General features: G+C 71.3%; 23 protein-coding genes. 11 read left to right on the top strand and 12 right to left on the bottom strand.

From position 1 onward, the window contains the following. Positions 1-286 precede the first annotated feature (286 nt). The gene (locus tag ABDZ89_RS05390) at positions 287-967 is read left to right on the top strand and encodes a uracil-DNA glycosylase family protein (RefSeq protein WP_343777268.1); all 681 of its coding nucleotides are present in this window, start codon (positions 287-289) and stop codon (positions 965-967) included. 251 nt (positions 968-1,218) lie between these two features. Here ABDZ89_RS05390 and ABDZ89_RS05395 read toward each other — a convergent pair whose 3' ends face one another. The 4 genes from ABDZ89_RS05395 to ABDZ89_RS05410 all read right to left on the bottom strand — a co-directional run bounded on the left by ABDZ89_RS05395 (position 1,219) and on the right by ABDZ89_RS05410 (position 5,342). Continuing rightward, positions 1,219-2,436 (bottom strand): asparagine synthase C-terminal domain-containing protein, encoded by a 1,218-nt coding sequence (locus ABDZ89_RS05395; protein ID WP_343777270.1) that lies wholly within the window; start codon positions 2,434-2,436, stop codon positions 1,219-1,221. 5 nt (positions 2,437-2,441) lie between these two features. Further along, the gene (locus tag ABDZ89_RS05400) at positions 2,442-3,125 is read right to left on the bottom strand and encodes a PHP domain-containing protein (RefSeq protein ID WP_343777272.1); all 684 of its coding nucleotides are present in this window, start codon (positions 3,123-3,125) and stop codon (positions 2,442-2,444) included. 382 nt (positions 3,126-3,507) lie between these two features. After that, positions 3,508-3,780 (bottom strand): DUF7513 family protein, encoded by a 273-nt coding sequence (locus tag ABDZ89_RS05405; protein WP_343777273.1) that lies wholly within the window; start codon positions 3,778-3,780, stop codon positions 3,508-3,510. Further along, entirely contained in the window at positions 3,777-5,342 is a 1,566-nt protein-coding gene (locus ABDZ89_RS05410; protein WP_343777274.1) for a Na+/H+ antiporter NhaC family protein, read from the bottom strand. Before ABDZ89_RS05410 ends, ABDZ89_RS05405 begins: the two co-directional genes overlap by 4 nt. A gap of 389 nt (positions 5,343-5,731) precedes the next feature. On the opposite strand from ABDZ89_RS05410, the gene ABDZ89_RS05415 reads away from it, so the two are divergent. The 4 genes from ABDZ89_RS05415 to ABDZ89_RS05430 are packed head-to-tail and all read left to right on the top strand — an operon-like array spanning position 5,732 to position 8,500. Further along, positions 5,732-6,199 (top strand): 30S ribosomal protein S15, encoded by a 468-nt coding sequence (locus ABDZ89_RS05415; RefSeq protein WP_343777275.1) that lies wholly within the window; start codon positions 5,732-5,734, stop codon positions 6,197-6,199. A gap of 42 nt (positions 6,200-6,241) precedes the next feature. After that, complete coding sequence (locus ABDZ89_RS05420; protein WP_343777277.1) at positions 6,242-7,474, top strand: exonuclease RecJ; 1,233 nt, start codon at positions 6,242-6,244, stop codon at positions 7,472-7,474. Position 7,475: 1 nt separating this feature from the next. Next, positions 7,476-7,856 (top strand): KEOPS complex subunit Pcc1, encoded by a 381-nt coding sequence (locus ABDZ89_RS05425; protein ID WP_343777279.1) that lies wholly within the window; start codon positions 7,476-7,478, stop codon positions 7,854-7,856. Continuing rightward, positions 7,853-8,500, top strand: coding sequence for a 30S ribosomal protein S3ae (locus tag ABDZ89_RS05430; RefSeq protein ID WP_343777281.1), 648 nt, complete (start codon positions 7,853-7,855; stop codon positions 8,498-8,500). Before ABDZ89_RS05425 ends, ABDZ89_RS05430 begins: the two co-directional genes overlap by 4 nt. 64 nt (positions 8,501-8,564) lie before the next feature. Here the strand turns inward: ABDZ89_RS05430 and ABDZ89_RS05435 are convergent, their stop codons facing one another. Further along, positions 8,565-9,056, bottom strand: a complete 492-nt coding sequence (locus tag ABDZ89_RS05435) for a GNAT family N-acetyltransferase (RefSeq protein ID WP_343777282.1) — start codon at positions 9,054-9,056, stop codon at positions 8,565-8,567. Then, complete coding sequence (locus tag ABDZ89_RS05440; RefSeq protein WP_343777283.1) at positions 9,053-9,397, bottom strand: GNAT family N-acetyltransferase; 345 nt, start codon at positions 9,395-9,397, stop codon at positions 9,053-9,055. The genes ABDZ89_RS05435 and ABDZ89_RS05440 overlap by 4 nt, the downstream gene beginning before the upstream one ends. A 113-nt stretch (positions 9,398-9,510) precedes the next feature. Here ABDZ89_RS05440 and ABDZ89_RS05445 point away from each other — a divergent pair, with 113 nt between their 5' ends. Together ABDZ89_RS05445 and ABDZ89_RS05450 are read left to right on the top strand one after the other, a co-directional pair. Further along, on the top strand, positions 9,511-9,789 hold the full coding sequence (locus ABDZ89_RS05445; protein ID WP_343777284.1) for a DNA-directed RNA polymerase subunit L: 279 nt from the start codon (positions 9,511-9,513) through the stop codon (positions 9,787-9,789). A gap of 129 nt (positions 9,790-9,918) precedes the next feature. Further along, complete coding sequence (locus ABDZ89_RS05450; protein ID WP_343777391.1) at positions 9,919-10,947, top strand: glycosyltransferase family 4 protein; 1,029 nt, start codon at positions 9,919-9,921, stop codon at positions 10,945-10,947. Between the two features lie 67 nt (positions 10,948-11,014). Here ABDZ89_RS05450 and ABDZ89_RS05455 read toward each other — a convergent pair whose 3' ends face one another. After that, positions 11,015-11,335: a DUF7510 family protein gene (locus tag ABDZ89_RS05455; RefSeq protein ID WP_343777285.1), complete on the bottom strand. Its 321-nt coding sequence runs from the start codon at positions 11,333-11,335 to the stop codon at positions 11,015-11,017. Positions 11,336-11,463: 128 nt separating this feature from the next. Here ABDZ89_RS05455 and ABDZ89_RS05460 point away from each other — a divergent pair, with 128 nt between their 5' ends. The 4 genes from ABDZ89_RS05460 to ABDZ89_RS05475 all read left to right on the top strand — a co-directional run bounded on the left by ABDZ89_RS05460 (position 11,464) and on the right by ABDZ89_RS05475 (position 15,819). Then, positions 11,464-12,738, top strand: coding sequence for a Single-stranded DNA binding protein (locus ABDZ89_RS05460; RefSeq protein ID WP_343777286.1), 1,275 nt, complete (start codon positions 11,464-11,466; stop codon positions 12,736-12,738). After that, positions 12,735-14,372 (top strand): hypothetical protein, encoded by a 1,638-nt coding sequence (locus ABDZ89_RS05465; protein WP_343777287.1) that lies wholly within the window; start codon positions 12,735-12,737, stop codon positions 14,370-14,372. The genes ABDZ89_RS05460 and ABDZ89_RS05465 overlap by 4 nt, the downstream gene beginning before the upstream one ends. Beyond that, the gene (locus ABDZ89_RS05470; protein WP_343777288.1) at positions 14,372-15,160 is read left to right on the top strand and encodes a metallophosphoesterase; all 789 of its coding nucleotides are present in this window, start codon (positions 14,372-14,374) and stop codon (positions 15,158-15,160) included. Before ABDZ89_RS05465 ends, ABDZ89_RS05470 begins: the two co-directional genes overlap by 1 nt. Before the next feature lie 62 nt (positions 15,161-15,222). Then, a complete protein-coding gene (locus ABDZ89_RS05475) occupies positions 15,223-15,819 on the top strand; it encodes a putative phosphothreonine lyase domain-containing protein (protein WP_343777289.1) in 597 nt (198 codons plus the stop codon). A gap of 63 nt (positions 15,820-15,882) precedes the next feature. Here the strand turns inward: ABDZ89_RS05475 and ABDZ89_RS05480 are convergent, their stop codons facing one another. The 5 genes from ABDZ89_RS05480 to mutL all read right to left on the bottom strand — a co-directional run bounded on the left by ABDZ89_RS05480 (position 15,883) and on the right by mutL (position 22,372). Beyond that, the gene (locus ABDZ89_RS05480) at positions 15,883-16,341 is read right to left on the bottom strand and encodes a Zn-ribbon domain-containing OB-fold protein (protein WP_343777290.1); all 459 of its coding nucleotides are present in this window, start codon (positions 16,339-16,341) and stop codon (positions 15,883-15,885) included. Continuing rightward, a complete protein-coding gene (locus tag ABDZ89_RS05485; protein ID WP_343777291.1) occupies positions 16,338-17,498 on the bottom strand; it encodes a thiolase family protein in 1,161 nt (386 codons plus the stop codon). The genes ABDZ89_RS05480 and ABDZ89_RS05485 overlap by 4 nt, the downstream gene beginning before the upstream one ends. A 93-nt stretch (positions 17,499-17,591) precedes the next feature. Further along, positions 17,592-18,335 (bottom strand): bacteriorhodopsin, encoded by a 744-nt coding sequence (locus tag ABDZ89_RS05490; protein ID WP_343777292.1) that lies wholly within the window; start codon positions 18,333-18,335, stop codon positions 17,592-17,594. After that, entirely contained in the window at positions 18,332-19,876 is a 1,545-nt protein-coding gene (locus tag ABDZ89_RS05495; protein WP_343777293.1) for a methyl-accepting chemotaxis protein, read from the bottom strand. The genes ABDZ89_RS05490 and ABDZ89_RS05495 overlap by 4 nt, the downstream gene beginning before the upstream one ends. A gap of 126 nt (positions 19,877-20,002) precedes the next feature. After that, on the bottom strand, positions 20,003-22,372 hold the full coding sequence (mutL, locus tag ABDZ89_RS05500) for a DNA mismatch repair endonuclease MutL (RefSeq protein WP_343777294.1): 2,370 nt from the start codon (positions 22,370-22,372) through the stop codon (positions 20,003-20,005). Between the last annotated feature and the right edge of the window lie 104 nt (positions 22,373-22,476).

The following is a 22,476-nucleotide window of genomic DNA, read 5'->3' on the forward strand; positions in this document are numbered from 1 at the left end:
ACGGAGGGATATATAAATACCTTCCGTGCCGACCGCCGAGTCGATCCCGACGCTGTCGTGCGGTTTTCGATCATAAATTAACGATCCTGAAACATCTTCCGCACTCCGGCGATCGAGGCGTATCCCAAGCGGGTCGGACCGCGTTCTTCTCTGTAAGTTATGTGAATCCAAGGCGGCTCGTGCGCCTCGCATCGGGGCCGCTCGCCCGGTGTCGCGGCGGGACCGGTCCGCCGCGGTCCGCGCCGGACCGAACGAGATTTAACTCGACCCGCGCCTACCTCGTCGCGTGCAGAACGTCACGGACCGGATCCGGAATCCCTTCGGGATGCGCCCCGACTGCCCCTCGTTCGTTCCCGGCTACGGCGACGCCAACGCCGAGTTCCACGTCGTCGGCGACCGGCCGGGGGTCCACGGCGGGACCGCGGCGGGCGTCCCCTTCACCGGCGAACCGTGGTCACCGGCGTTCCTGTCGGCGCTGACCGAGGCCGGACTGATCGCGGGGCTCGCCGAGGGCGTCGACGCCGACGGGGTCGCGATCGACGGCGATCCGACCGCGCTCGACCCGATCCGGACCGACCGGACGTTCCTCTCGTACCTCCACATGTGCGGGGGCGACGAGGCCCCGGACGAGGGGTCGTACGCGGACATGGAGCGCTTCTTCGACGCGGAACTCCGCGCCATCGCGGCCCACGTCCTGCTCCCGGTGGGCGCGCGAGCGACCGGTCACGTGTTAGAGGCCTACACCGCGCGAGCCTGGAAGACGGAGGTCGACATGGACGCGCTCCACGGCGAGGAGCTGCTCGGCGCCGGCTGGCTCGTCGTCCCGATCAAAGACCCGGCCGACTGGTCGGACGGAGACGCCGAGCGACTCGTCGCGGCGCTCCGAGAGCTCCGATCGACCGACTTCCGTCGCGAGAGCGACCTCGGCCGGTTCGTCGCCGGGAACGACCCGTATCTGGTCCGCTGACGAGGATCGAGAGACGCCGTCCGATCACGGTTCGACCGGAAGGCGTGAATTTTCACCGGCAAATGGCGTTTCCGATACAGAGATACGACAGTAATTGCTGAGATAGTTGCCCGTTCGTTTTTGATTCTTCCCTTACGGGCGTCATATTTGTCGGTACTACCCGTATTTTATACCTATCCGCCCGATTTTCGAACAGACGCCCGACGAAACGGGCGTCGGCCGCAGGACTGGTACTCCGTGCGGCGACTTGGTCAGTTCCGGCCCTCACCGGCCGGTTTTTCCTCGGCGCACAGCGCCTCGATGTACCGCCCGACGTGGTCGTCCATCCGCCGCTTGTACCCCGCCTGTCGGGCGAGCCGATCGAGCTCCCGGGAGACGTACGTCCCGTACTGGACCGCCTTCTTGTCCGCGGTGCCGACCGACGCCGGCACGCGTCCCGCCGCGACCCGCCGAAGTCCCACCTTCCGCTCGTCGCCGTCGACGAGCAGGTCGCCCGGCAGCGCCAGCGCGGCCGCGATCACCCCGTCGTCCAGCAGCGGCGTCACGGGTTCGACGCCGGCCGCCCGGAGCGCGAGCACGTCGCGCTCCAGTTGGCCGGGGAGGCTCCGGACCGTCTCGGTCCGCGCCCCGCGGACGGTGTCGGCGTCGACGCGGGCGTCCTCGGCGGGGTCGACGACCTTACTGTAGCCGCCGAACAGCTCGTCGGCGCCCTGGCCGACGGCGAGTCGGTCGATTCCGTCGGCCGCGGCCGCCTCGGCCGTCAGGAACAGCGGCACCGCGATGGCGACGTCCATCGGGTTCCGTCGCCCGGTGGCGGCCGCGACCGCGCGGACGGCGCGCGTGAGGTCGTCGTGCGTGATCTCGACGACCCGCAGGTCGCGGTCCATCTCGACCGCCGCCTCGCGAGCGGCTGAGACGTCGTGACACCCCTCGAAGCCGGCGACGTAGCAGGGCGCGTCCGGGACCGCGGCGGCGACGAGCCCGGAGTCGACGCCGCCGGAGAAGGCGACAGCGAGGTCGCCGCCGTCGGGTCCCTCGGACGCCGCAGCGGCGGCGAGGTCGTCGAGCGCGGCGGTCACCGCGTCGTCGACCGCGGACTGCGCGGCCGCTCGGTCGGTCGTCGGGCCGGCGTCGGGGAGTCGCCAGACGCGCTCGGTGCCGGCCGTCGACACGACGCTTCCGGCCGGTACCGGCTCCGGGTCGTCGAGCGCACGCCGGTCGAAGCCCCACGCGTCGGCCGCCGTCGGTCGGCGGTCGCGTTTCGGGTCGAGCGCGTCGCGCTCGACGAACAGCGGCTGGCGGCCGAGGACGTCCCGAACGAGTACCGGTTCGCTTCGGTCCGCGGGCTCGGTCAGAAGACCGGCGAATCCGCGTCCGCCGGGAAGGGGGTCCGCGTCGCGGAGGGCGGCTCGGACGCGTTCGGCGCCGGCGCCCCGGAGCGCCGCGTCTTCGGAGGAGGTCGGCGGCATCGCGGTCACCGCAAGGCGTCTATCGCGCGGAGCGCGCGGCGTTTCGCGCCCCCGCCGAACTGTCTGAGCGACACCCGCCACGGGGTGCGCTTCCCGACGACGCTCGTCCGGCCGTCCGCGATGCCGTCGAGGATCGCGGCGGCGGAGCGGTCGTCGGCGCCCACCTCCGTCACGGCCTGTCCGACCATCTCGGAGATGTGGGCGTCGCTGCCGGCGGTCATCGGGAGCCCGTTGCGGACCGCGAACTTCTCGGCCTGTCGGTTCGAGCGCCCGGTGAACAGCCGGGAGTTGTACACCTCGATCGCGTCGGCGCTCGCCAGCTGCTCGTCGGTGACGTGCGCGGCGACGCCGTGGCGGGACTTCTGGAAGGGGTGGGGGACGACCGCGATCCCGCCCTGATCGCGGATCCGGTCGAGCGTCTCGTCGAAGGGAAGCCCGCTCTCGACGCGCTCCTCGATGCCGAACGCGAGGACGTGGCCGACCGCGCTCGTCACCTCCATGCCGACGATACCGACGAGGCCGTAGTCGGGGGCCTTCTCGGCCGCCTCGATGCTGGCGTCGATCTCGTCGTGGTCGGTGACGGCGAGCGCGTCGAGGCCGACCGCGGCCGCCTGCTCTAAGAGGAGGTCGACCGGGTCGCGCCCGTCGTACGACAGCGCGGAGTGCGCGTGTAGCTCGACCGATAGCACGCGTACGATTTCGAGCGTGGTCTTCAAAAGCGCCCCGGTCCGCGCCGCTCCACGTCGATTCGCGGCGGCTGAACACCGCTCCGGCGATATGTTATTTAAAATAACACGGTGGCGCGTGCCTGCGAGGCCGCCCCGCGGCCGAGCCCCGAGGGACCTCCGGTCCCTCTGGAAGCCGGCGCTTTGCGCTGGCGACAGCACGCGCGAGGTCGCCGGCGCGAAGCGGAGGCGACTGACGGGGCGAGACCAAAGCTCTCGCTTACAGCCGGACGTAGTCCGCCGACGAGGCTGGGGCTTTGGAAGAGTTCGTCACTGCCTCGTTGCTCCCCATCCATACGTGATCGACGGAATCGATCGAAAAGTAAACCGAACCGTCGACCGCCGATCAGAACGCGCTCTCGCCGACCGTCTCGCGGTAGGTCGCTCGCCCGGCGTGGGCCGACTCGTCCCACGACTCCACGTCGACGAGCACGCGGGTGTTCACGGCGTCCGCGGGCGCTCCCTCGATCCGCAGCGTCGAGTCGCCGATGCGGGCGACGGCGGTCCTGCCGCCGTCCTCGACGCCGGTCACCATGACTTCGAGCGCGTCGCCGGCCGCGTAATCGGGGGTCGACCCGCGGAACGACCACCCCGCGAGGAACTTGTCGAAGACGCTCATGCGCGCGACACCTCCTCGGAGGTGCGGTCGGGGATGTACTCCCGACCGAAGCCGGTCACCGCGGCGATCAGGAACACCGCCACGAGGAACCAGCCGTGGAAGACGAAGGGCACGACCTCGATCGGGTTGACCACCATCTCGGGGCCGTACTCGGCGCCGAGGCCGTCCGGCCCGACCATCACCTGGTAGCCGACGAGGACGCCGCCCGCCCACGGGAAGATGTAGCCGAGCGCGGAGGTGTTGGCGTCTAAGATGTTCGCGCGCCGGTAGCCGTTGATGTTGAATTTCTCACCGATGCGGGCGATGTACGGAGCGATCGCGATCTCGGCCGCGGTGTTGATCGTGATCATCCCGTTGACCGCCGCGGTGCCGAGGACCATCGTCAACTCGGCCCGGCGGACGGTCGTCGCGACGCGGTTCAGGAGGAACGTCTGGATCGCCTCGAAGCCGCCGCCGCGGATCATGATCTGCGCCATCGCGACGATGAGCAGCGTGAGGACGATGAGCGGGAAGAAGCCGACGGCGCCGGAGTAGAGGCTCCCGCCGACGCCGGCGGTCTCGCCGACTTCGACGACCGGAAGCCCGGAGAGCGACCCGGCCTCCGTGACGGTGAAGACCACGATGTCGCTCGCGCTCGCCAGGCCGAACAGGAGGTTGAAGACGACGGCGACGACGAGCCCCCACGAGATCGCCTCGACGATGTGGCGGCCCGCGACCGCCGTGACGATGACGACGCCCATCGAGAGCAGGTGAACCAGCCCGAGGGCGTTCGCGGACTCGCGGAGCGCGACGGCGCCCTCAAGCTCCACGCCGGACATGATCGAGCCCGCGATCAGGTACGCGGCGAACGCCGGCACCGCCGCCGTGATCGCGTACTTGAACCGCGAGGCGACGACGCCGCCGATGTCGGCGTCTTGGGTCACCGCGCTCACGATCGTCGTGTCGCTGACGGGCGCGAGGTTGTCGCCGAAGACGGCGCCCGAGAGGATGGCCGCGAACAGCAGCACCGGATTCGCGCCGATGAGGACCCCGGCCGGGAAAAAGAGGGTCACGAACGCCACGGTGGCGCCGTACCCCGTCCCGATCCCGGTCGCGAGGAGGCCACAGAGGACGAACGCGGCCGCGGGGAACGACGCCGCCCCGATCGCGAGGGCGTCGGCGGCGAAGATGAGTCCCTCGACGAACCCGCCGACCTGGAGCGTCTCGGCGAACATCCCGGCCCACAGCCACGCGACGATGGCGGTCGCGGCCACGCGCTGGGTCATCCCCTCGAAGATGGTGTCCGCGTACGCCTTCCAGTCGCCCCGGACGAGGAACATCCCGAGGGTCGTTCCGATAAGCGCGCCCACCACGAGGCCGTTGGTGTCGCCGATACCGAGGACGCCGCTCTGGAGGATCGCCCACCCGATGAAGAAGACGAGCGGGACCGTGCTCGCCCACTTCCCGCCGCGGAACTCGATCCGCGGGCCGTCGTCGCCCCCGTCGTCGATACCGAACTCGCCGCCGTCGGGTTGCCCCCCGCCGTCGGTCGCGGACGGAGCGCCGTCTGCTGTTTCGGTCATCTCTTTCTCACACGCCCCCGCATGCCGACGACCTACCTAAATCCCCGTGTCCGCTCCGTCTGACGGACCCGACGCGAAACACGGCGACGGAAGCCCCGTCAGGGGCCGTGTGCGGCCCGAAACGGGTGGCGTCCGGGCCGACAAGAACACCCTTAAGACCCCCGACGGCGACCGTCGGAACGGGAACAGCACAGCTGCAGATCCGACTCGCCGGGGCTCTTTCGCCCGCGGCTTGGGAATGTAGCAGTGCGCCGACGCCTCCGGCGTCGCGGTCGGACCGTCCGCTCGCGCGGGCCGTCCGGTCGGACCGCTCGATCGGGAGTGGTTCGTAGCCGCGCCGCGCGGAGTCGCGGTCACGTTGCGGTTGTGCCGTTCCAACCAGACAGACAATGGCACGAATGCACACGCGCCGTCGCGGTTCGTCCGGTTCGGACAAACCGGCGACGGACGAGACCCCGGAGTGGAGCGACGTCGACGCCGAGGACATCGAGTCCCGCGTCGTCGAACTGGCGGAACAGGGCCACGACCCCAGCGTCATCGGCCTCAAGCTGCGCGACGAGGGCGTCAAGGGCGTCCCGGTCCCCGACGTGAAGCTGGCGACCGGCAAGAAGGTCACCGAGATCCTCGACGAACACGACGCCGACGCCGACATCCCCGAGGACCTCCGTAACCTCATGTCGCAGGCGATCGGCCTGCGCGAGCACATGGAGGAGAACGGGCAGGACCACCAGAACAAGCGCGCGCTCCAGAACACGGAGTCGAAGATCCGTCGCCTCGCGAACTACTACCGCGGCGACGAGATCGACGAGGAGTTCACGTACACCTACGAGAACGCCGTCGAGTACCTCGAGGAGTAACGCGGCCCGAGCGGTAGCCACCACGCCGACCACCTCACCCACATGACCGAAGCGACGTCCGCCACGCCCGCCCCCGACGCGCTCGCCGGCGTCCTCGCAGACGCGCCGTTCGTTCGGCTCGTCGCGACCGACGACGGCGACGCGCTGGCAGCCGCGGGGCTGCTCGCGCGAGCGCTCCGAGCGGCCGGCACGCCGTTCCAGGCGCGGATCGGCCGCGACCCGGTGCCCGGCGACGTCGACGACGGCGTCGCGGTAGCCGTCGGCGTCGATCGCGGACCGCACGCGGTCCACGCGGACGGACGACCGACGAGCGCGGCGGCCTTCGCGGTCGCCAGCGCGCTCGGCGCCGAGCCCGACCCCGTGGTCGCGCTCGCCGGCGTCGTCGCGGCCGGGTCGATCCCGGGCGCCGACGGCTCCGGCGACGCGCTCGACGCCGCGGAGCGAGCCGGTCGCGTCGAGCGGCGCCCCGGCGTCGCGCTTCCGGTCTCCGGCGGCTCCGAAGCGGCTCCGTCGCGATTCGAGGCCCTCGCGGCCTCGACGCTCGCGTCGACGCGGTACTCCGGCGACCCCGAGGCGGCGCGCGACGCGCTCGCCCCCCTGGAACTGCCGGCCGAGCCGACCGCGGACGACCGCCGGCGACTCGCGTCGCTGGTCGCGGTCGACGCCGTCGACGGCGACGGCGTGAGCGCCCGCGCGGCCTCGTCGGTCGAGCGCGCGCTCCGCCCGTACGCGACGGACGGCCCCTTCGAGACGGTCGGCGGCTACGCCGACGTGCTCGACGCCCTCGCCCGGGAAGCGCCCGGAACGGGGGTCGCGCTCGCGCTCGCCGGCGACCCGGACGAGTCGCTCCTGACGGCCGCGCTCGACGCGTGGCGCCGCCACGGACTGGCGGCCCACCGCGCGGTCGACGCCGCGACGATCGGCCGATACGACGGCTGCGTCGTCGCTCGCGTCGACGCCGCGGCGGCCGACGGGTCGCCCGCGATCCTCCCGACGGTCGCTCGGCTGGTCCGCGACTTCCGGTCGCCGGAGCCGGTCGCGGTCGCGCTCGACGAGAGCGCGGGGCGACTCGCGGCCGCGGCCGCCGATCCGATCGGACTCGGCGACGCCTGCCGGACCGCCGCCGGCGAAGTCGGCGGCACCGGCTGGGGGACCGCCGCACGCGGCGGGGTCTCCGTCGGCGACGCAGACGAGACGGGTGCGAACCAGACCGGCGCGACCGACGCCGGCGGCGACGTGACGGCGGCGCTGGCCGCGCTCAGGGAGGCGATCTGAGATGGCCGACGACGCCGACCGGACCGCGACGGTCCGCACGACGCACGCCGACGCCGCGACCGTCGCGGCCGCGCTCGGCCCGGACGAGACCAACTCGATGCGCACGCGGGTCGACGGCGACACCGTCGCCTGTACCGTCGCGCGACCGACGACCGGGGGGCTCCAGTCCACGCTGGACGACCACCTCGTGAACCTCCGCGTCGCCGACCGCGTGATCGAGCGCGCCGGCGAGCACGCCCGGGACGCGCCGCCGGCCGACGGCGCCGCCGACCGGTCGGCCGACACCGCGGACGAGCCGCCGGGCGGCACCGCAGCCGAACTCCACTCCGACTCCACAGACGAACCGCAGACGACCGACACCGACACACTACCCGACACATGAGCGAACGATCCGTATCCAAGAGCAGAGAACAGAAGCGCTGGTACAACGTGCTGGCGCCCGAACAGTTCGACCGACAGCAGCTCGGCGAGACCCTCGCCGAGGAGCCCCAGCAGGTCGTCGGGCGCACCATCACGACGACGCTCGACCAGCTGACGGGCGACTCCAACGCGAACAACACGAAGCTGACCTTCAAGATCACCGACGTGGGCAGCGACTCGGCGTACACCGAGTTCATCAAGTACGAGCTGACGCGCGACTACCTGCGCTCGCTCGTCCGCCGCGGCGCCTCGAAGGTCGAGGCGTCGATCACGGTGCTGACGACTGACGACTACCGTATCCGCGTCCAGCCCGTCGCGCTGACGACCAAGAAGGCGGACCGCTCCCAGGAGAAGGCGATCCGCCGCGTCATGATCGACAAGGTCCACGCCGCCGCCGAGGAGCGCACCTTTGAGGCGTTCGTCGACGCGATCGTCGACGGGAACCTCTCGTCGGCCATCTACGGCGACGCCAAGGAGATCTACCCGCTCCGCCGCGTCGAGGTCCAGAAGCTGACCCTCGAAGCGCGACCGCGCGAGGTCGCCGCCGAAGAGGAGGCCGCCGTCGACGTCGACGCCGACGAAGTGGCGGTCGACGCCGACGAGTAGGCTCGTCGACAGCGGACAGGCGTTTTTCGTTTATTCTCGCCCCTAGCCGCGGCGCCGGATGCGTTCACTCCCCATCGCGAGTTCGGTCGGTCATGCGGTGACGCGCGACCGCGAACCCCCGCTTCTCGTAGAACGCACGCGCTCGCTCGTTGGCGACGTCCACGTCGAGGGTCACGCGCTCGCAGTCCCGGGCCGCGGCCGTCTCGTCGACTCGGTCGAGCAGGGCGCCGGCGACGCCCTCGCCGCGGTACGGCTCGCGGACGTACAGTTCGCCGAGGTGGAGCCGGTCGCCCGCGGCGAACACGGGCGGCGGTGACTCGACGCTCGCGGCCGCGTAGCCGACGAGGTCGCCGCCGTCGACGGCGACCCACGTCACCGCCCCGTCGGCGGCGAGGCGGCCTTCCCGGTGCTCGACGCCCCTCTCGACGAGGTCGACGTCGTCGGCGAGGCGGTTGCGGTCGGCGACCGACTCCATCTCGCGGGCGAACGGCAGCCACAGGTCCTCGACCAGCGGCCGCACGTCGCCCTCGCGGAGCCGCCTGACCGTCGCGCTCAAGCCCGCCCGACCCCCATCGTGAGATCCTTCCGGTACGTCTCGAACCCCCTCCGATCGTAGAACGCCGCGGCGCGCCCGTTGTCGACGTCCACGTCGAGCCGGAGCTGGCCGCAGCCGCGGTCACTGGCGTCGGCGACCGCGCGGTCCAGTGGCCGGTCGGCGAGCCCGCTCCCGCGGAACGGGGGCGCGACGCAGAGGTCCCCGACGAACAACCGGTCGGGCCGGTCGGCGAGGGCGTGGGCCTCGACCGCGGCCGCGAGGTCGCGGTGGTAGGGGAGCCACAGCTCCCTCGCGTGGCGTTCGACCGCGGCCTCGGTGGCCGGCAGCCGTCGGATCTCCATACGGCGGCCACCGGCGGGGCCGACAAACCGTTTCGGGTCGTGTGCGACCGGTCCGCATCCGGCGAGAACCCGGAGACGAAAGCTTGAAACGCCGCTCGCCCGACCTCTCGGGTATGGAACTGCGGGTCATCGAGAAGACCGACACGGAACTCCACATCGAGATCGCGGGCGAGGACCACACGTTCATGAACGTGCTGAAGGGCGCCCTGCTGGAGTCGGACGACGTCGCGGCCGCGACCTACGACGTGAACCCCGAGCAGTCCGGCGGCCAGACCGAGCCGGTCCTCACCGTCAAGGCCGCGGAGGGCGACCCGCTCGACGTGCTCGCCGACGCCGCCGAGTCGATCACCGAACGCACGGACACGCTGCGCGACGCGGTCCACGCGGCCTGACCGGACGTACTTCCCGAGCGGACTCGCGGTCTCGTTTTACGCGGTCGTCGACGCCCTCGCCGTTCGCACCCGAGGGGCATACCTAAGTGGTGACTCCCGAAACGGGGGAGTATGCCGCCGAGCGTACTCATGCTGGGATGGGGGTTTCCGCCGAACATCACCGGCGGGCTCGACGTCCACGTGGGCGAACTGTTCACCGGACTGCGCGACGACCTCGGCGTCGACGTCACGCTCGTGTTACCGGCGGAGTTCGCTCCCGACGACAGGCCCGGACTCGAACCGGTCGCGACCGGCGACGGCGACATCGCCGCGCGAATCGGCGAGCTCTCAGACCGTTTCGCCGAACTCGCGACCGACCACGACGTGATCCACACGCACGACTGGTTCGGCTACGGTCCCGGCCGCGCCGCCGCCCGCGAGTCGGACGCCACGTGGATCTCGTCGTTCCACTCGCTCGCGAGCGACCGCAACATCGACCCGCCGAGCCGAGAGGTCGAGACCGAGCGACGGCTCGCGAACGCCGCCGACACGAACATCGCCGTCAGCGAACTCGTCCGCGAGGACATCCAAGAGCTGTACGACGCCGACTCGCGGGTCGTGTACAACGGGTTCTCGACGCCGCAGTTCTCGGGCAAGGACGTGCGCGCCGACCTCGGAATCGACGGAGAGATGCTGTTCTTCGTCGGCCGCCACACCGACCAGAAAGGGATCTCGCACCTGCTGTACGCGATGAAGAAGCTCCGCGGTCGCGACACGACGCTCGTCGTCGGCGGATCGGGTCACCAGACCGAACAGCTGAAGCGGTTCGCCGAGCTGCTCGGAATCGACGACCGCGTCGAGTTCGTGGGGTACGTTCCCGAGTCGGAGCTCGGCGACTACTACGCCGCCTCGGACGCGTTCGTCTCGCCCTCGTACGCGGAGCCGTTCGGGATCACGATCACGGAGGCGCTGGAGGCGGGGACGCAGGTCGTCGCGACGCCGTCCGGCGTCGCGGAGGTGCTTCCCGACGGCTGTCTCGTCGAGGTCGAGACCGACTCGGAGTCCATCGTCGACGGGCTCATCGAGGCGCTCGACCGCGAGGAGCTGCCGGAGTACGAGCGCCGCGAGTGGTCCGCGGTCGCCGAGGACACGCTCGCGGTGTACGAAGACGTCGCGTAGTCGGCCGCACGCGTTTCCCACCTCGCCGTCCTCCCGGCGGCTCGCTCCGGACGGCCGTTCTCCCGACTCACTCCGCGCCGCGGTAGACGTCGAACTCGCTCGCCGCCTCCGGGTGCGTGACCCGGAAGCCGTCCGCGGTCTCGATCACGCCGCGGGTGCTGCCGCTCGCGCCGCCGTACGGGCTCTCTTCGCCGCCCGCGCCGGCCCCCTGATACGGCGAGGTGTACGGCGAGCCCGAGACGGGGTCGTCGAACCCCTCCGGCGGGAGGTAGATCCGTTCCCCGTCGTTCGAGCGCACGACGACGGCCACGTCACGCGTGCCGGTCACGTCGATCACGGTCCGCTCGTCGGTGACGCGCGCGTCGATCTCGATGTCGGAGTCGTCCATGGGGCCTCCTGCGAACGGGAGCCGTTTAGCTGTGCCGGCGTGTCGCGGCCACGGGCGAGCGGGACCGACGCGCCGCCCGGTCGAACGGTGGTGAATCCTTTTGTGCGGCCGCGCCGAATCCGATTCCGATGGACGTCAACAGCCATGCCGAGGAGCTCGCCTCCGACCTCGGCGTCGACAAAGAGGAGGTCAAAGCCGACCTAGAGAACCTGCTGGAGTACAGCGTCCCGGTCGACGAGGCGAAACAGAGCGTCCGGCGGAAACACGGCGGCGGTGGCGGCGGGTCGACGCCCACGCCCGACGCCGTGAACGTCGGCGAGATCACGACCGACAACGACGGCGTGACCGTGACGGTCCGCGTGCTCACGCAGGGGACGCGCACCATCCGCTATCAGGGCGACGACCTCACGATCCGCGAGGGGGAGATCGCCGACGAGACGGGCGTCATCTCCTACACCGCGTGGCAGGACTTCGGGTTCGAGCCGGGCGACTCGCTGACGATCGGCAACGCCGGCGTCCGCGAGTGGGAGGGGGAGCCGGAGCTCAACCTCAACGACTCGACGACCGTCGCGATCGCCGACGAGCCGGTCGAGGTGGACCACGAGGTCGGCGGCGACCGGCGCCTCGTCGACATCGCGGCCGGCGACCGCGGGCGCAACGTGGAGGTCCGCGTGCTGGAGGTCGACGAGAAGACCATCTCCGGACGGGACGGAGAGACGGAGATCTTAGAGGGCGTCGTCGGCGACGAGACGGCGAAGCTCCCGTTCACCGACTGGCAGCCCCGCTCCGAACTGGAACCGGGCGCCGACCTCCGGATCGAGGACGTGTACGTCCGCGAGTTCCGCGGCGTCCCCTCGCTCAACCTCACCGAGTTCTCGACCGTGACCCCGCTGCCCGACCCGGTGGAGGTCGCCGAGGACGCCCCGCGGCTGTCGGTCGCCGACGCGGTCGGCTCCGGCGGCATGTTCGACGTCGAGGTCGTCGGGAACGTCTTGGAGATCCGGGACGGTTCCGGGCTCATCGAGCGCTGTCCCGAGTGCGGCCGCGTCGTTCAGAACGGGCAGTGCCGAAGCCACGGCGACGTCGACGGCGAGGACGACCTGCGGGTGAAGGCCATCCTCGACGACGGGACCGACACCGTCACCGTCGTCTTGGACGACGAACTGACCGCCGAGGTGTACGGCGGCGGCCTCGACGACGCCCTCGCCGCGGCGAAGGACGCGATGGACAAGGAGGTCGTCGCCGACGCCATCGCGGACGACCTCGTGGGCTGTGCCTACCGCGTCCGCGGGAACCTCTCGGTCGACGACTACGGCGCCAACCTCGACGCGGCCGAATTCGAACTCGCGACGGACGACCCCGCCGACGCGGCTCGCGCCGCGCTCGCGGAGGTGGGCGAATGAGCGACGACGGTCCCGGCGCGCGGGAGGTCGCCTACCGGCTGTTCGCCGCCGAGTTCGACGACGCGTCGCTGTCGTACTCCGAGAGCGACGAGGAGCGCGCCCCCAACTACGTCGTGACGCCGACCGGCGCGCGGGTGAACCGCCTGTTCGTCGCGGGCGTGCTCACCGAGATAGAGCGCGTGAACGACGAGACGCGACGCGGCCGGGTCGTCGACCCCTCCGGCGCGTTCGTCACCTACGCGGGCCAGTACCAGCCCGAGGCGCAGACGTTCCTCGAACGCGCCGAACCGCCCGAGTTCGTCGCGCTCACGGGCAAGGCACGCACCTTCGAGCCCGAGGACTCCGACCGCGTCTTCACCTCCGTTCGCCCGGAGAGTCTCAACGAGGTCGACGCCGACACCCGCAACCGGTGGGTCGTCACCGCGGCGGAGGCGACGCTCGACCGCCTCGCGGTGTTCGCGGTCGCGCTCGACTCCGACCTGCGCGGCGACGACCTCCGCGCCGCGCTGGAGGCAGGCGGGGCTCCGGCACCCCTCGCCGCCGGCATCCCGAAGGCGCTCGATCACTACGGGACGACCGCGGCCTACGCCGAGGCGGTCCGCCGACTCGCGGTCGACGCCCTCGAACTGGTCGCTGGCGACCGCGACGAGGTGCGTCCCCTCGACATCGCCCCCGACGAGGGCGAGCAGACGGCGCTCGGACCCCTCCCCGAGACGGACGTGACCATCGCGGAACCGGCGGCGGTCGACGCCGAGCCGATCACCGACTCTGACGCGGCCGACGCCGATGACCTCGAAGGGACCGTCGATGACTCCGAAGAGGGCGGCCCCGACTCTGACCTCGAACCGACGGTCGACTCGGAGTCGACCGCGGACGTCGAACCGACCGCGGGCAGGGAATCGACCGCCGACGCCGGGTCGGCGACTGACTCGGGTTCGACCGCGGACGCCGAATCTGTCTCCGAGCCCGAGGCGGCGACGAACGAATCGGCCGAGACGGCGGTCGGCGCCGCGACCGACTCGGAACCGGCCGTCGAGGAGTCAGAGCCGCTCGCGGACGCGGACGCTCCCGATTCCGCGACTGACGACGGCGGCGGGCTCGGCGACTTCGACGCCGGCGCCGACGAGGGAGGTCCCTCCGGCGCGGACGCGGGGGCTGACTCCGACGGCGACGACATGTACCAACTCGACGACGAGGAACGCGAGGAGATCGAGTCCGAGTTCGGCACCGACTTCTCGACCGGGACCGAGGTCGACGAGCCCGGCGAGGCCGACATCGACGTGCCCGAGCCGGAGGAGATGGCCGAGGAACCGGACCGCGGGGCCGATCCGACCGCGAGCGACGCGGCCGACCCCGCGGGCGACGAGGAGGCGGCCGAACCCGCAGCGGAGACCGCCGACGCGTCCGACGACGCGGAGGCCGAGGCGGACGGCGAGGACGTCGACCTCGAGGCCGCGTCTGTCGAGGCGATGTCCGACCTCGACGACGGTGACGGTGCGCCCCGTCAGGCCGTCGTCGAGCGCGTCGCGGACGACCACGGCGTCGACCCCGAGGCGGTGGAAGACGCCATTCAGGACGCCCTGATGAGCGGCCAGTGTTACGAGCCCGGCGACGGGCTGCTCAAGCCGATCTGATGGCGCGCGTCGAGCCGGTCGTCGGCGAGCCGGCGGCCGTGGCCGACCTCGGAAGCGAGCGCGCGCTGCTCGTGGCGGACGTCCACGCCGGCATCGAGGTCGGCCTGCGCTACGAGCGCGGCGTCGAGTTGGAATCCCGGGCCGACGCGCGCCGAGAGCGGCTCTGCGGCCTGATCGACGAGACGGACGCCGACCGGCTCGTCGTCCTCGGCGACCTCGCACACCGGATCGCCGCGCCCGAGGGCGACGAGCGCGAGGAGCTGGGTACCCTGATCCGCTCCGTGACCGACCGCGTCCCGATGACGCTCGTCGAGGGGAACCACGACGCGGGCGTCGCGGAGGCGTTCGCGGCCGACCTGGACGTGATCGACCCCGCCGGCAGCGTGATCGGGGGCGGGTCCGTCGAGGAGAGCGAGGGAGCCGTCGGCGTCGTCCACGGTCACACGTGGCCGGACCCGGCCCTCCTCGGCGCCGACGTGGTGTGTATGGGCCACGAACACCCGCAGGTCCGACTGGAGGACCCGGTCGGCGGATCCCGTGTGGAGCGCGCGTGGCTCCGCGGACGGGTCGATCCGGCGGCCTTCGTCGGGGACGACGAGCCGAACCCCGCGGCCGTCGACGACCCGCCCGAACTCGTGATCTTCCCGGCGTTCAACGAGCGCTCCGGCGGGACGTGGGTCAACGTCGAGGGCCAGTCGTTCCTCGCGCCCTTCCTCCCCGACGCGTTACCGGCCGGCGACGCCTACCTGTTGGACGGGACGCGACTCGGCGGGTTCCGGGGGATCTGAACGCGGCGCGAGCGCGTCGACCGCGCCGGGAGCGTTTTCTCTCGCCGGCCGGAACGGACCCCATGGTGGTCGACCGCGCTCCGACCGAGATCGACGACCCCGGCCGGCACTGGCTCCGGGCGAAAGACGTGACCGGGTTCCCGAGAAACGCCCGCGACGGCTACTTCCCGGCCCACGACGTGACGCGACCGGCGGCGACGACGGCGGCGGACCTGCCGCCGGTGGACGGGGCGACTCCGGGGGTGTTGCCGACCGACGCGGAGGCCGTCGTCGACGCGGCGACCGTCGCTGACGCGGATCGACTCGCTCTCGACTCGACGTATCTGAGCGGCAAGTGGCTCGTCGAGCGCCCGCCGGAGGCGGTGACCGACCTCTGGGAGGGCGTGGTCGCGGACGTTGAGGCCGGCCGCTTCTGGGACGCGAAGGTCTCGACCCGGGCAGGCTGCGAGGCGTTCGGAGAGACCGACCACGCGGTGCTCGTGTTCACGCCGAACTACTTCGACCGGGCGGACGTCGACCGAGTGCGCCGCCGACTCAGGGAGGCGCACGGCGTGACCGAGGAGATACGGTACCGCCCCGACGTGTACACGCTCGACGGGGTTCACGAGGAGACGCTCGGACCGCTCACGGACTCGGCGGCGGCCCGTTTCAGGGCGTGAAGGAGGGACGACGGCGGCCGGGGCGGCGGCAGCGGTGCCGTCGGCCGATCGCGGACTGCCCGACTACTCGACCGGGCGGAACCGGAAGCCGTCCCAGTCTTGGCTCTCCGGTTCGCGGATCCCCGCGCCCGGCTCCCTGAGTTCGTCGGCGTAGACGGGTTCGACGCGGTCGCCGATGTCGACGTCGTACTGCTCGGCGTCCTCGGAGTCGGCGCTCGCGCCCTCGTCGCGCGCCGCGATCTGTCCGAGCGCGCGGACCGGGGGTCCGTCGTACCCGTCGCCCATGTCGAACTCGACTATCGCGAGGGTGTTCGGCTCCCGGACGCCCGGCGGGGTCGCGGTCGAGGTCGTCCAGGTGACGACGCGGCCCTCGTACTCGCGGAGGTCGACCGTTCCGACGCGCTCGGCGCCGTTCGGGCCCACGGTGTGGGGCGGGTAGGTGACGGTCCCGTCGGCGTACTCGGCGGCCTCGAAGGTCGGTTCGGCGCCCTGTTCCGTCTCGCCGCTATCGTTGTCGCTCATTGGCTTCCCTCCAGGACCGTCGTGGTCACGCAGTTCCCGAACCCGCCGACGTTACAGGCGAGCCCCGTGTCGGCCTCGACCTGTCGCGGTCCGGCGTCGCCGGTGACCTGCTTGAATATCTCGTACACCTGTGCGACGCCGCTGGCGCCGAGCGGGTGTCCCTTCGATTTGAGGCCGCCGGAGGTGTTGATCGGGAGGTCGCCGTCGCGGTCGGTGACGCCCTCCTCGACAGCCTTCCACCCCCCGCCCTTCTCGAAGAAGCCGAGGTCCTCGCTCTGGAGGAACTCTAGGATGGTGAACATGTCGTGGAGCTCCGCCACGTCCACGTCGTCCGGGCCGATCCCGGCCATCTCGTAGGCGATATCGGAGGAGTCGACGACGCCGCCCATCGTCGTCGGGTCGGTGCGCTCGTGGACGACGTGGGTGTCCGTCGCGCCGCCGATCCCCGAGACGACGGCGTAGTTGCCGTCGGGGGCGTACTCCTCTGCGACGGACTCGGGACAGAATACGAGCGCCGCGGAGCCGTCGGTGATCGGACAGAAGTCGTACAGCCGGAGGGGGTCGGCGACGATCGGCGAGTCCAGCACCGTGTCGAGGTCGACCTCCTTCCGGAACTGGGCGTGGGGGTTGTCCACGCCGTTCCTGTGGTTCTTCACCGCGACCCTCCCGAGGCTCTCGCGGGGCGCGTCGTACTCGTCGAGGTAGAGGCGCGCGGTGAGCCCCGCGAACGAGGGGAGCGTCACGCCGTGTTTGTACTCGACCGGGTGGGTGAGCGACGCGATCACGTCGGTCGCCTCCGAGGTCGTCCGGTGGGTCATCTTCTCGCCGCCGACCAACATCGTGAGGTCGCTCGCGCCGGAGGCGACCGACTGCCACGCCGCGTACACGCCCGCGCCGCCAGACGAGGAGGTCTGGTCGATCCGGGCGGTGTAGGCCGGCTGCGCCGCCAGGTCGTGAGCGAGCGCGTTGGGGACGCCGGTCTGTCCCTCGAACTCGCCGCTGGCCATGTTCGAGACGTACAGGTGATCGAGGCCGTCGCCGTCGACGCCGGCGTCGTCGAGCGCGGCCGCGCCCGCCTCCGCCAGCAGCTCGCGGACCCAGGCGTCGCGCTGCCCGAACGGGGTCATCGACGCGCCGACGATCGCTACGCGTTCCATACCGGTGGGTCCACCGCTGTCGCCTAAAACGTACCTCTCTGCGGTCGCCGCTCGGTCTCCCCCTGTCGAGCGCGGCGAGACGCGCCCGCCGACTCAGTCGGCCGCCGTCGGGGCGTCGTCGCCTATCGCAGCGGGGTCGCTCTCGGCCCCCGCCGTCGATGACGCCGTCACGTCGGTGAACGCCTGCCGCCGAGTGTAGAAGAAGTAGACGTACGGGACCTTCGCCAGCACGTCGAGGAAGGCGTACGTCAGCGCGGCGCTCACCGCGCCGGTGAATCCGATGCCGGCCGGGCCCATCAGCCAGACGAACGGGTACGCCAACCACAGGAGTCCGACGTGGTTCTTCAGCAGGCTGAACAGTCCCCGCTGCATCGGGTCGTCGGGAACCGCCCGCGGGAAGATCACGTACAGGTACGCGAACAGCGAGAGGTGGAACACCGCTGAGACGCCGAACAACGCCCACTTGAGCGTCCCGCCGGCGACGACGGCGCCGGCGCCGAACGCGATCATCAGCGCGTCGGCGAGCATTACGCCCGCGATTGCGCGGCGCGACGCGCCGGCGACGTACCCGATGAACCCGACCAGAAGCGGCGTGGTGACGATCCAGTCGACGTAGCGGAGGCCGACGAACTCGGAGCCGTTGACGGTGACCGTCCCGATCCCGAGCGCCATCCCGACGTAACAGATTCCGGCGAAGCCGGGGATCACCGCCAGGGCGGCGAGCCGACCCCGCCGCTCCGACTCGCTCAGTTTCGCGTACAGCGCCGCCGTGATCCCGAGCCCGACGAGGAACCCGAGCGCCGCCACCCAGTAGGCGACGCTGACGGCGCCCGTCATCGGGCACCCCCGTCAGTCGTCGCCCGCGAACGACCCGTCCCGGCCTCGGCCGTCGGGCCGGAATCGGACTCGCCGTCGGCGACGGTGAAGGCCGCGACTCGGTCTTGGAGCGTCCTCACGGCGTCGGTCTGGAACTCGCGAAGCGAGTCGGACACGTCCTCGACGACGGACTGACCCTCCTCTACCTCGGTCGCGGTCCGCTCCGCCGTCTCGGCGGTCTCCGTGCTGAGTTCCGTTATCGAGTCGACGGAGCCGGCGGTCTCTTGCACCGTGTCGGCCTGGTCCGAGGTCGTCCGTCGGATCTCGTCGAGCGACCGGCTGATCTCGTCGACGGAGTCGGCGATCGTCTCGATGTCGCTCAGCGTCGATTCCACCGTGTCGGTTCCGGTCTGAACGCGCTCCTGTGTCGACCGGATCGACACCGTCACCTCCTCGGTCTGGTCGGCGATGTCGTCTATCATCGTGTCGATCTCGTTCGCGCGCGACTGCGTCTCCTCGGCGAGCGACTTCACCTCCTCGGCGACCACGCTGAACCCGTCGCCGGAGCCGTCCGCCCGGGCCGCCTCGATCGAGGCGTTCAGCGCGAGCATGTTGGTCTGTTCCGCGATCTCGCCGATGATGTCGACGATCTCGGTGATCTCGTCCATCCCCTCTTCGAGCTGCTCGACCCGGTCGACGGCGCGTTCCGCCTCGGACTCGACTTCCGCCATCTCGTCTAGCGCGCTCTGTGAGGACTGGCGGGCGTCGTCGCTCGTCGTCGCCACCGTCTCGCTCCGGTCGGACAGGTCGTCGACGGTCGCCGCGATCTCCTCGGCGGACGCGCTGACGTTCTCGATGTCGGACGCGATGGATTCGAGCTCCGCGCGCTGGTCGCTCGCCTGCCCTCGGATCGTCGTCGCGCTGCCCGTCGCGCTGGCGACGCGCTGTTCGACCTCGTTGCTCATCTCGGCCATCTCGCCGGCGTCGGCCTCGATCCGGTCGGCCATCTCCCGGACCGTCTCCACCGTCCCCTGGAGGTCGTCCATCATCCGGTTGAACGACTCGCCGACGGTCGCGAGGCTCTCGTCGGTCTCGTCGACGTCGACGCGCCGGGTGAGGTCGCCGGTCGCCGCCTCCTCCATGACCTCCGCGTAGCGGTCGGCGGTCCGTCGATACCGGTCCGCCATCTCGGTAGCTTCCGTTCGCGCCTCCTCGAGTTCGTCTCGCGTCCGTTCCATCTCCGCGAGGCGCTCTTTCAGCGAGAGACGCATCTTTTCGATCGAGCCGGCGAGCTGTCCGAACTCGTCGGTCCGGGTGGACTGGACCTCTTGGTTGATGTCGCCGTTTGCGACGCGTTGCGTCTGCGCGCCGATCTCCGCGACGCTGGCGATCGTTTCGGCCGCGTTGATCGACCCGAGCGTCAACAGTCCGGCGACGGCCGCGACGATGGTCGCATTCGCGTCGTCGGTGACGAGACCGACGGCGACGATGAACGCGCCCGTCGCGACGTATCCGACGCCCAGTTTCGCTCCATAGCTGTTTTTCACCGCTGCTATCGGCATGTAAGCGATCAAGGACACCGGCCTGTTAAACGACCTCCCCCACGTATCAGAATCGATACTCACCGGCCGGATCGATCGCCGCGGGCGCTCCGACCCTCCGGCCAGCGACCGACGACGCACGCGGCCTCACTCGGCGCGTCGGCCGCCGTGACCGGGGTAGTCGCGCTCGAAGCGCGCGCCGATCTCCTCGCCGTCGAACCGTATCACGACCGGCCGCCCGTGCGGACAGGCGTACGGGTTCTCGCAGCCGTCGAGCCGGTCGAGGAGGTCGACCACCCGCCCCTCGGTCAGCGAAGTGTTCCCCGTCACCGAGGGGTAACACGCGAGGTCGGCGAGCAGTTCGTCGACGACGTCCGCGACCGGCGCGTCGCCCGCGGCGGCGTCGTCGACCAGCGCGGACAGCACGTCTCGGAGGAGGTCCGGGTCGAGCGCGGCGTCGAAGACGGCCGGGACCGCGGTGACCGCCACCTCGCGGTCGCCCGCCCGCTCGGCCCGGAACCCGATCCCCGAGAGGTCGTCGACGAACTCCTCGAACAGCGCCGCCTCGCGCGCGGTCAACTTGATGCGGACCGGCTCCGCGAGCGCCTGCGCGTCCGCGCCGTCCGCGAAGACGGCCCGGAGCCGCTCGTAGTTCACGCGCTCGTCGGCCGCGTGCTGGTCGATCAACACGAGCCCGTCGGGCGCCTCGGCGACGACGTACGTGTCGTGAAGTTGGCCGAGCACTCGCAGGGCGGGCAGCGAGTCGAACTCGCGTTCGGCCTCGGTCGCCTCGCCGTCCAGCGTCCGCTGTCGCGCCGCGGCGCGCGCCGAGGGAGTCGGTCGCGGCGCCGTCGAGTCCGAGGCGGACTCGACGCCGGCGTCCGGTCCGGTCTCGCCCGTTCCCGGGGCTCGGCGGTCGCGTTCGTTCCCGTCGACTCCGGCCGCCCGGTCGGTCGATCCGTCCGCGCCCGGAGCCGGTTCGACCGACGCGCCGGCATCTGAAGAGCCGGCACCTGCCGAGTCGGCGCCGGAGTCGATGCGCTCCGTTCCGCTCTCGGCCGATGCCTCGCCCGGTTCCTCCGTCGAACCGCCCCCGCCCAGGTCGTCGACGGCCCACGCCGCGTCGTCCGTCGGATCCAACTCGGACGGCGCTTCCGGGTTCCCGGAGTCGCCGTCCGCGTTCCCGGAGTCGCTGCCCGACTCTTCGGCGGCGTCCGAACCGGCGTCGAAGTCGGCCTCCGAGCCCGCGTCGGTGGCTGCCCCGGAGTCCGCGGAGAAGCTCTCCACGGAGGCGTCCTCGGTGTCCTCCGAGTTGCCCGTCGTCGCGGGCCCGCGCCCTTCGCGCGCGGCGCGTTCGTGGCCCGTGTTCGCCCCGCCGACGGCCTCGGAGTCGGGCGTCTCCGGGCTGACGACGGTCTCGTCTGGCGCCGACTGGCCGCGGGGCGCCGTCGACCGGATCAGCCCGTGGTCGAGCAGGGCGTCCTCGACGGCCGTCTCGACGGCAGACCGGACCGCGGACTCCTCGTCGAAGCGCACCTCTAGCTTCCTCGGGTGGACGTTCACGTCGACGTCCCCGGACGGCACCTCGACGAAGAGGACGGCGAAGGGGTACCGGTCGGGGGCCAACTGTCCGCCGTAGGCGTTGAGCGTCGCCTCGCGGAGCGCGCTCGCGGTGACGTACCGGCCGTTGACATACGTCGAGAGGTAATCGCGCGTCGAACGGGTCGTCTCGGGGTGAGAGACCAGTCCGGCCACTCGCCCGACGGGCGCGTCGGCTTCGGCGCTGTCCCCCGCGGCGCCGTCCGCGCCGGCGCCATCTCCCGCCGGCGTCCACTCGACGTCGATCATCGACTCGGCGACCTCGCGGCCGTAAACGGCGAGGACGGCCGACCGGAGGTCGCCGTTCCCCTCGGTCGCGAACGTCTCGCGGCCGTCGTGTTCCAACGAGACCGCGACGCCCGGGTTCGCCAGCGCGTAGCCGGTCACCACCGCGTTCACGCGGTCGAACTCGGTGGCGGTCCGCTTGAGGAACTTCTCGCGGGCGGGGGTGTTATAGAAGAGGTCCTCGACCTCGACGGTCGTCCCCTCGGGACAGCCCGCGGGGCGGACGTCGCCGACGTTCCCGCCGTCGACGGTGATCTCGGCGCCGGCGTCGGCGTCCGGGGGCCGCGACCGGACGGTGAGTCTGGAGACGGCGCCGACCGTGTACAGGGCCTCGCCGCGGAACCCGAGCGTCGCGACGCCGCGGTCGAGGTCCTCGATGTCGCCGATCTTCGAGGTGGCGTGTTCCGCGACGGCCGCCTCCAACTGGTCCGCGGGGATGCCCACGCCGTCGTCGCGGACGCGGATCCCCTCGGTGCCGCCGGCCTCGACCGAGACGGCGACGCGGCTCGCGCCCGCGTCGAGGCTGTTCTCGATCAACTCCTTCACGACGCTCGCGGGGCGCTCGACGACCTCGCCGGCCGCGATCCGCTGGACGGTGCGCTCGTCCAACCGCTCGATGTCTGGCGGCTCCATTCGTACGCTCCGTCTGACGAGCGCGCACTTCAAGCCGTTGTCGGCCGCGCCGACGCCAGACGGACTGAAGCCCAGCGAATTTGCCATTGATAAACAAAACTGCG

It is taken from the genome of Halorubrum ejinorense (genome assembly GCF_039522565.1).
Taxonomy (GTDB): Archaea; Halobacteriota; Halobacteria; order Halobacteriales; family Haloferacaceae; genus Halorubrum; species Halorubrum ejinorense.

Excerpts from the sequence above, each read along its gene's own strand:
- ABDZ89_RS05475 (WP_343777289.1), top strand. The coding sequence starts at position 15,223 with ATGGTGGTCGACCGCGCTCCGACCGAGATCGACGACCCCGGCCGGCAC.
- ABDZ89_RS05440 (WP_343777283.1), bottom strand. The coding sequence starts at position 9,397 with ATGGAGATCCGACGGCTGCCGGCCACCGAGGCCGCGGTCGAACGCCAC.
- ABDZ89_RS05420 (WP_343777277.1), top strand. The coding sequence starts at position 6,242 with ATGACCGAAGCGACGTCCGCCACGCCCGCCCCCGACGCGCTCGCCGGC.
- ABDZ89_RS05480 (WP_343777290.1), bottom strand. The coding sequence starts at position 16,341 with ATGAGCGACAACGATAGCGGCGAGACGGAACAGGGCGCCGAACCGACC.
- ABDZ89_RS05425 (WP_343777279.1), top strand. The coding sequence starts at position 7,476 with ATGGCCGACGACGCCGACCGGACCGCGACGGTCCGCACGACGCACGCC.
- mutL (WP_343777294.1), bottom strand. The coding sequence starts at position 22,372 with ATGGAGCCGCCAGACATCGAGCGGTTGGACGAGCGCACCGTCCAGCGG.
- ABDZ89_RS05495 (WP_343777293.1), bottom strand. The coding sequence starts at position 19,876 with ATGCCGATAGCAGCGGTGAAAAACAGCTATGGAGCGAAACTGGGCGTC.
- ABDZ89_RS05460 (WP_343777286.1), top strand. The coding sequence starts at position 11,464 with ATGGACGTCAACAGCCATGCCGAGGAGCTCGCCTCCGACCTCGGCGTC.
- ABDZ89_RS05455 (WP_343777285.1), bottom strand. The coding sequence starts at position 11,335 with ATGGACGACTCCGACATCGAGATCGACGCGCGCGTCACCGACGAGCGG.
- ABDZ89_RS05450 (WP_343777391.1), top strand. The coding sequence starts at position 9,919 with ATGCTGGGATGGGGGTTTCCGCCGAACATCACCGGCGGGCTCGACGTC.
- ABDZ89_RS05410 (WP_343777274.1), bottom strand. The coding sequence starts at position 5,342 with ATGACCGAAACAGCAGACGGCGCTCCGTCCGCGACCGACGGCGGGGGG.
- ABDZ89_RS05465 (WP_343777287.1), top strand. The coding sequence starts at position 12,735 with ATGAGCGACGACGGTCCCGGCGCGCGGGAGGTCGCCTACCGGCTGTTC.
- ABDZ89_RS05415 (WP_343777275.1), top strand. The coding sequence starts at position 5,732 with ATGGCACGAATGCACACGCGCCGTCGCGGTTCGTCCGGTTCGGACAAA.
- ABDZ89_RS05405 (WP_343777273.1), bottom strand. The coding sequence starts at position 3,780 with ATGAGCGTCTTCGACAAGTTCCTCGCGGGGTGGTCGTTCCGCGGGTCG.
- ABDZ89_RS05445 (WP_343777284.1), top strand. The coding sequence starts at position 9,511 with ATGGAACTGCGGGTCATCGAGAAGACCGACACGGAACTCCACATCGAG.
- ABDZ89_RS05430 (WP_343777281.1), top strand. The coding sequence starts at position 7,853 with ATGAGCGAACGATCCGTATCCAAGAGCAGAGAACAGAAGCGCTGGTAC.
- ABDZ89_RS05490 (WP_343777292.1), bottom strand. The coding sequence starts at position 18,335 with ATGACGGGCGCCGTCAGCGTCGCCTACTGGGTGGCGGCGCTCGGGTTC.
- ABDZ89_RS05395 (WP_343777270.1), bottom strand. The coding sequence starts at position 2,436 with ATGCCGCCGACCTCCTCCGAAGACGCGGCGCTCCGGGGCGCCGGCGCC.
- ABDZ89_RS05470 (WP_343777288.1), top strand. The coding sequence starts at position 14,372 with ATGGCGCGCGTCGAGCCGGTCGTCGGCGAGCCGGCGGCCGTGGCCGAC.
- ABDZ89_RS05485 (WP_343777291.1), bottom strand. The coding sequence starts at position 17,498 with ATGGAACGCGTAGCGATCGTCGGCGCGTCGATGACCCCGTTCGGGCAG.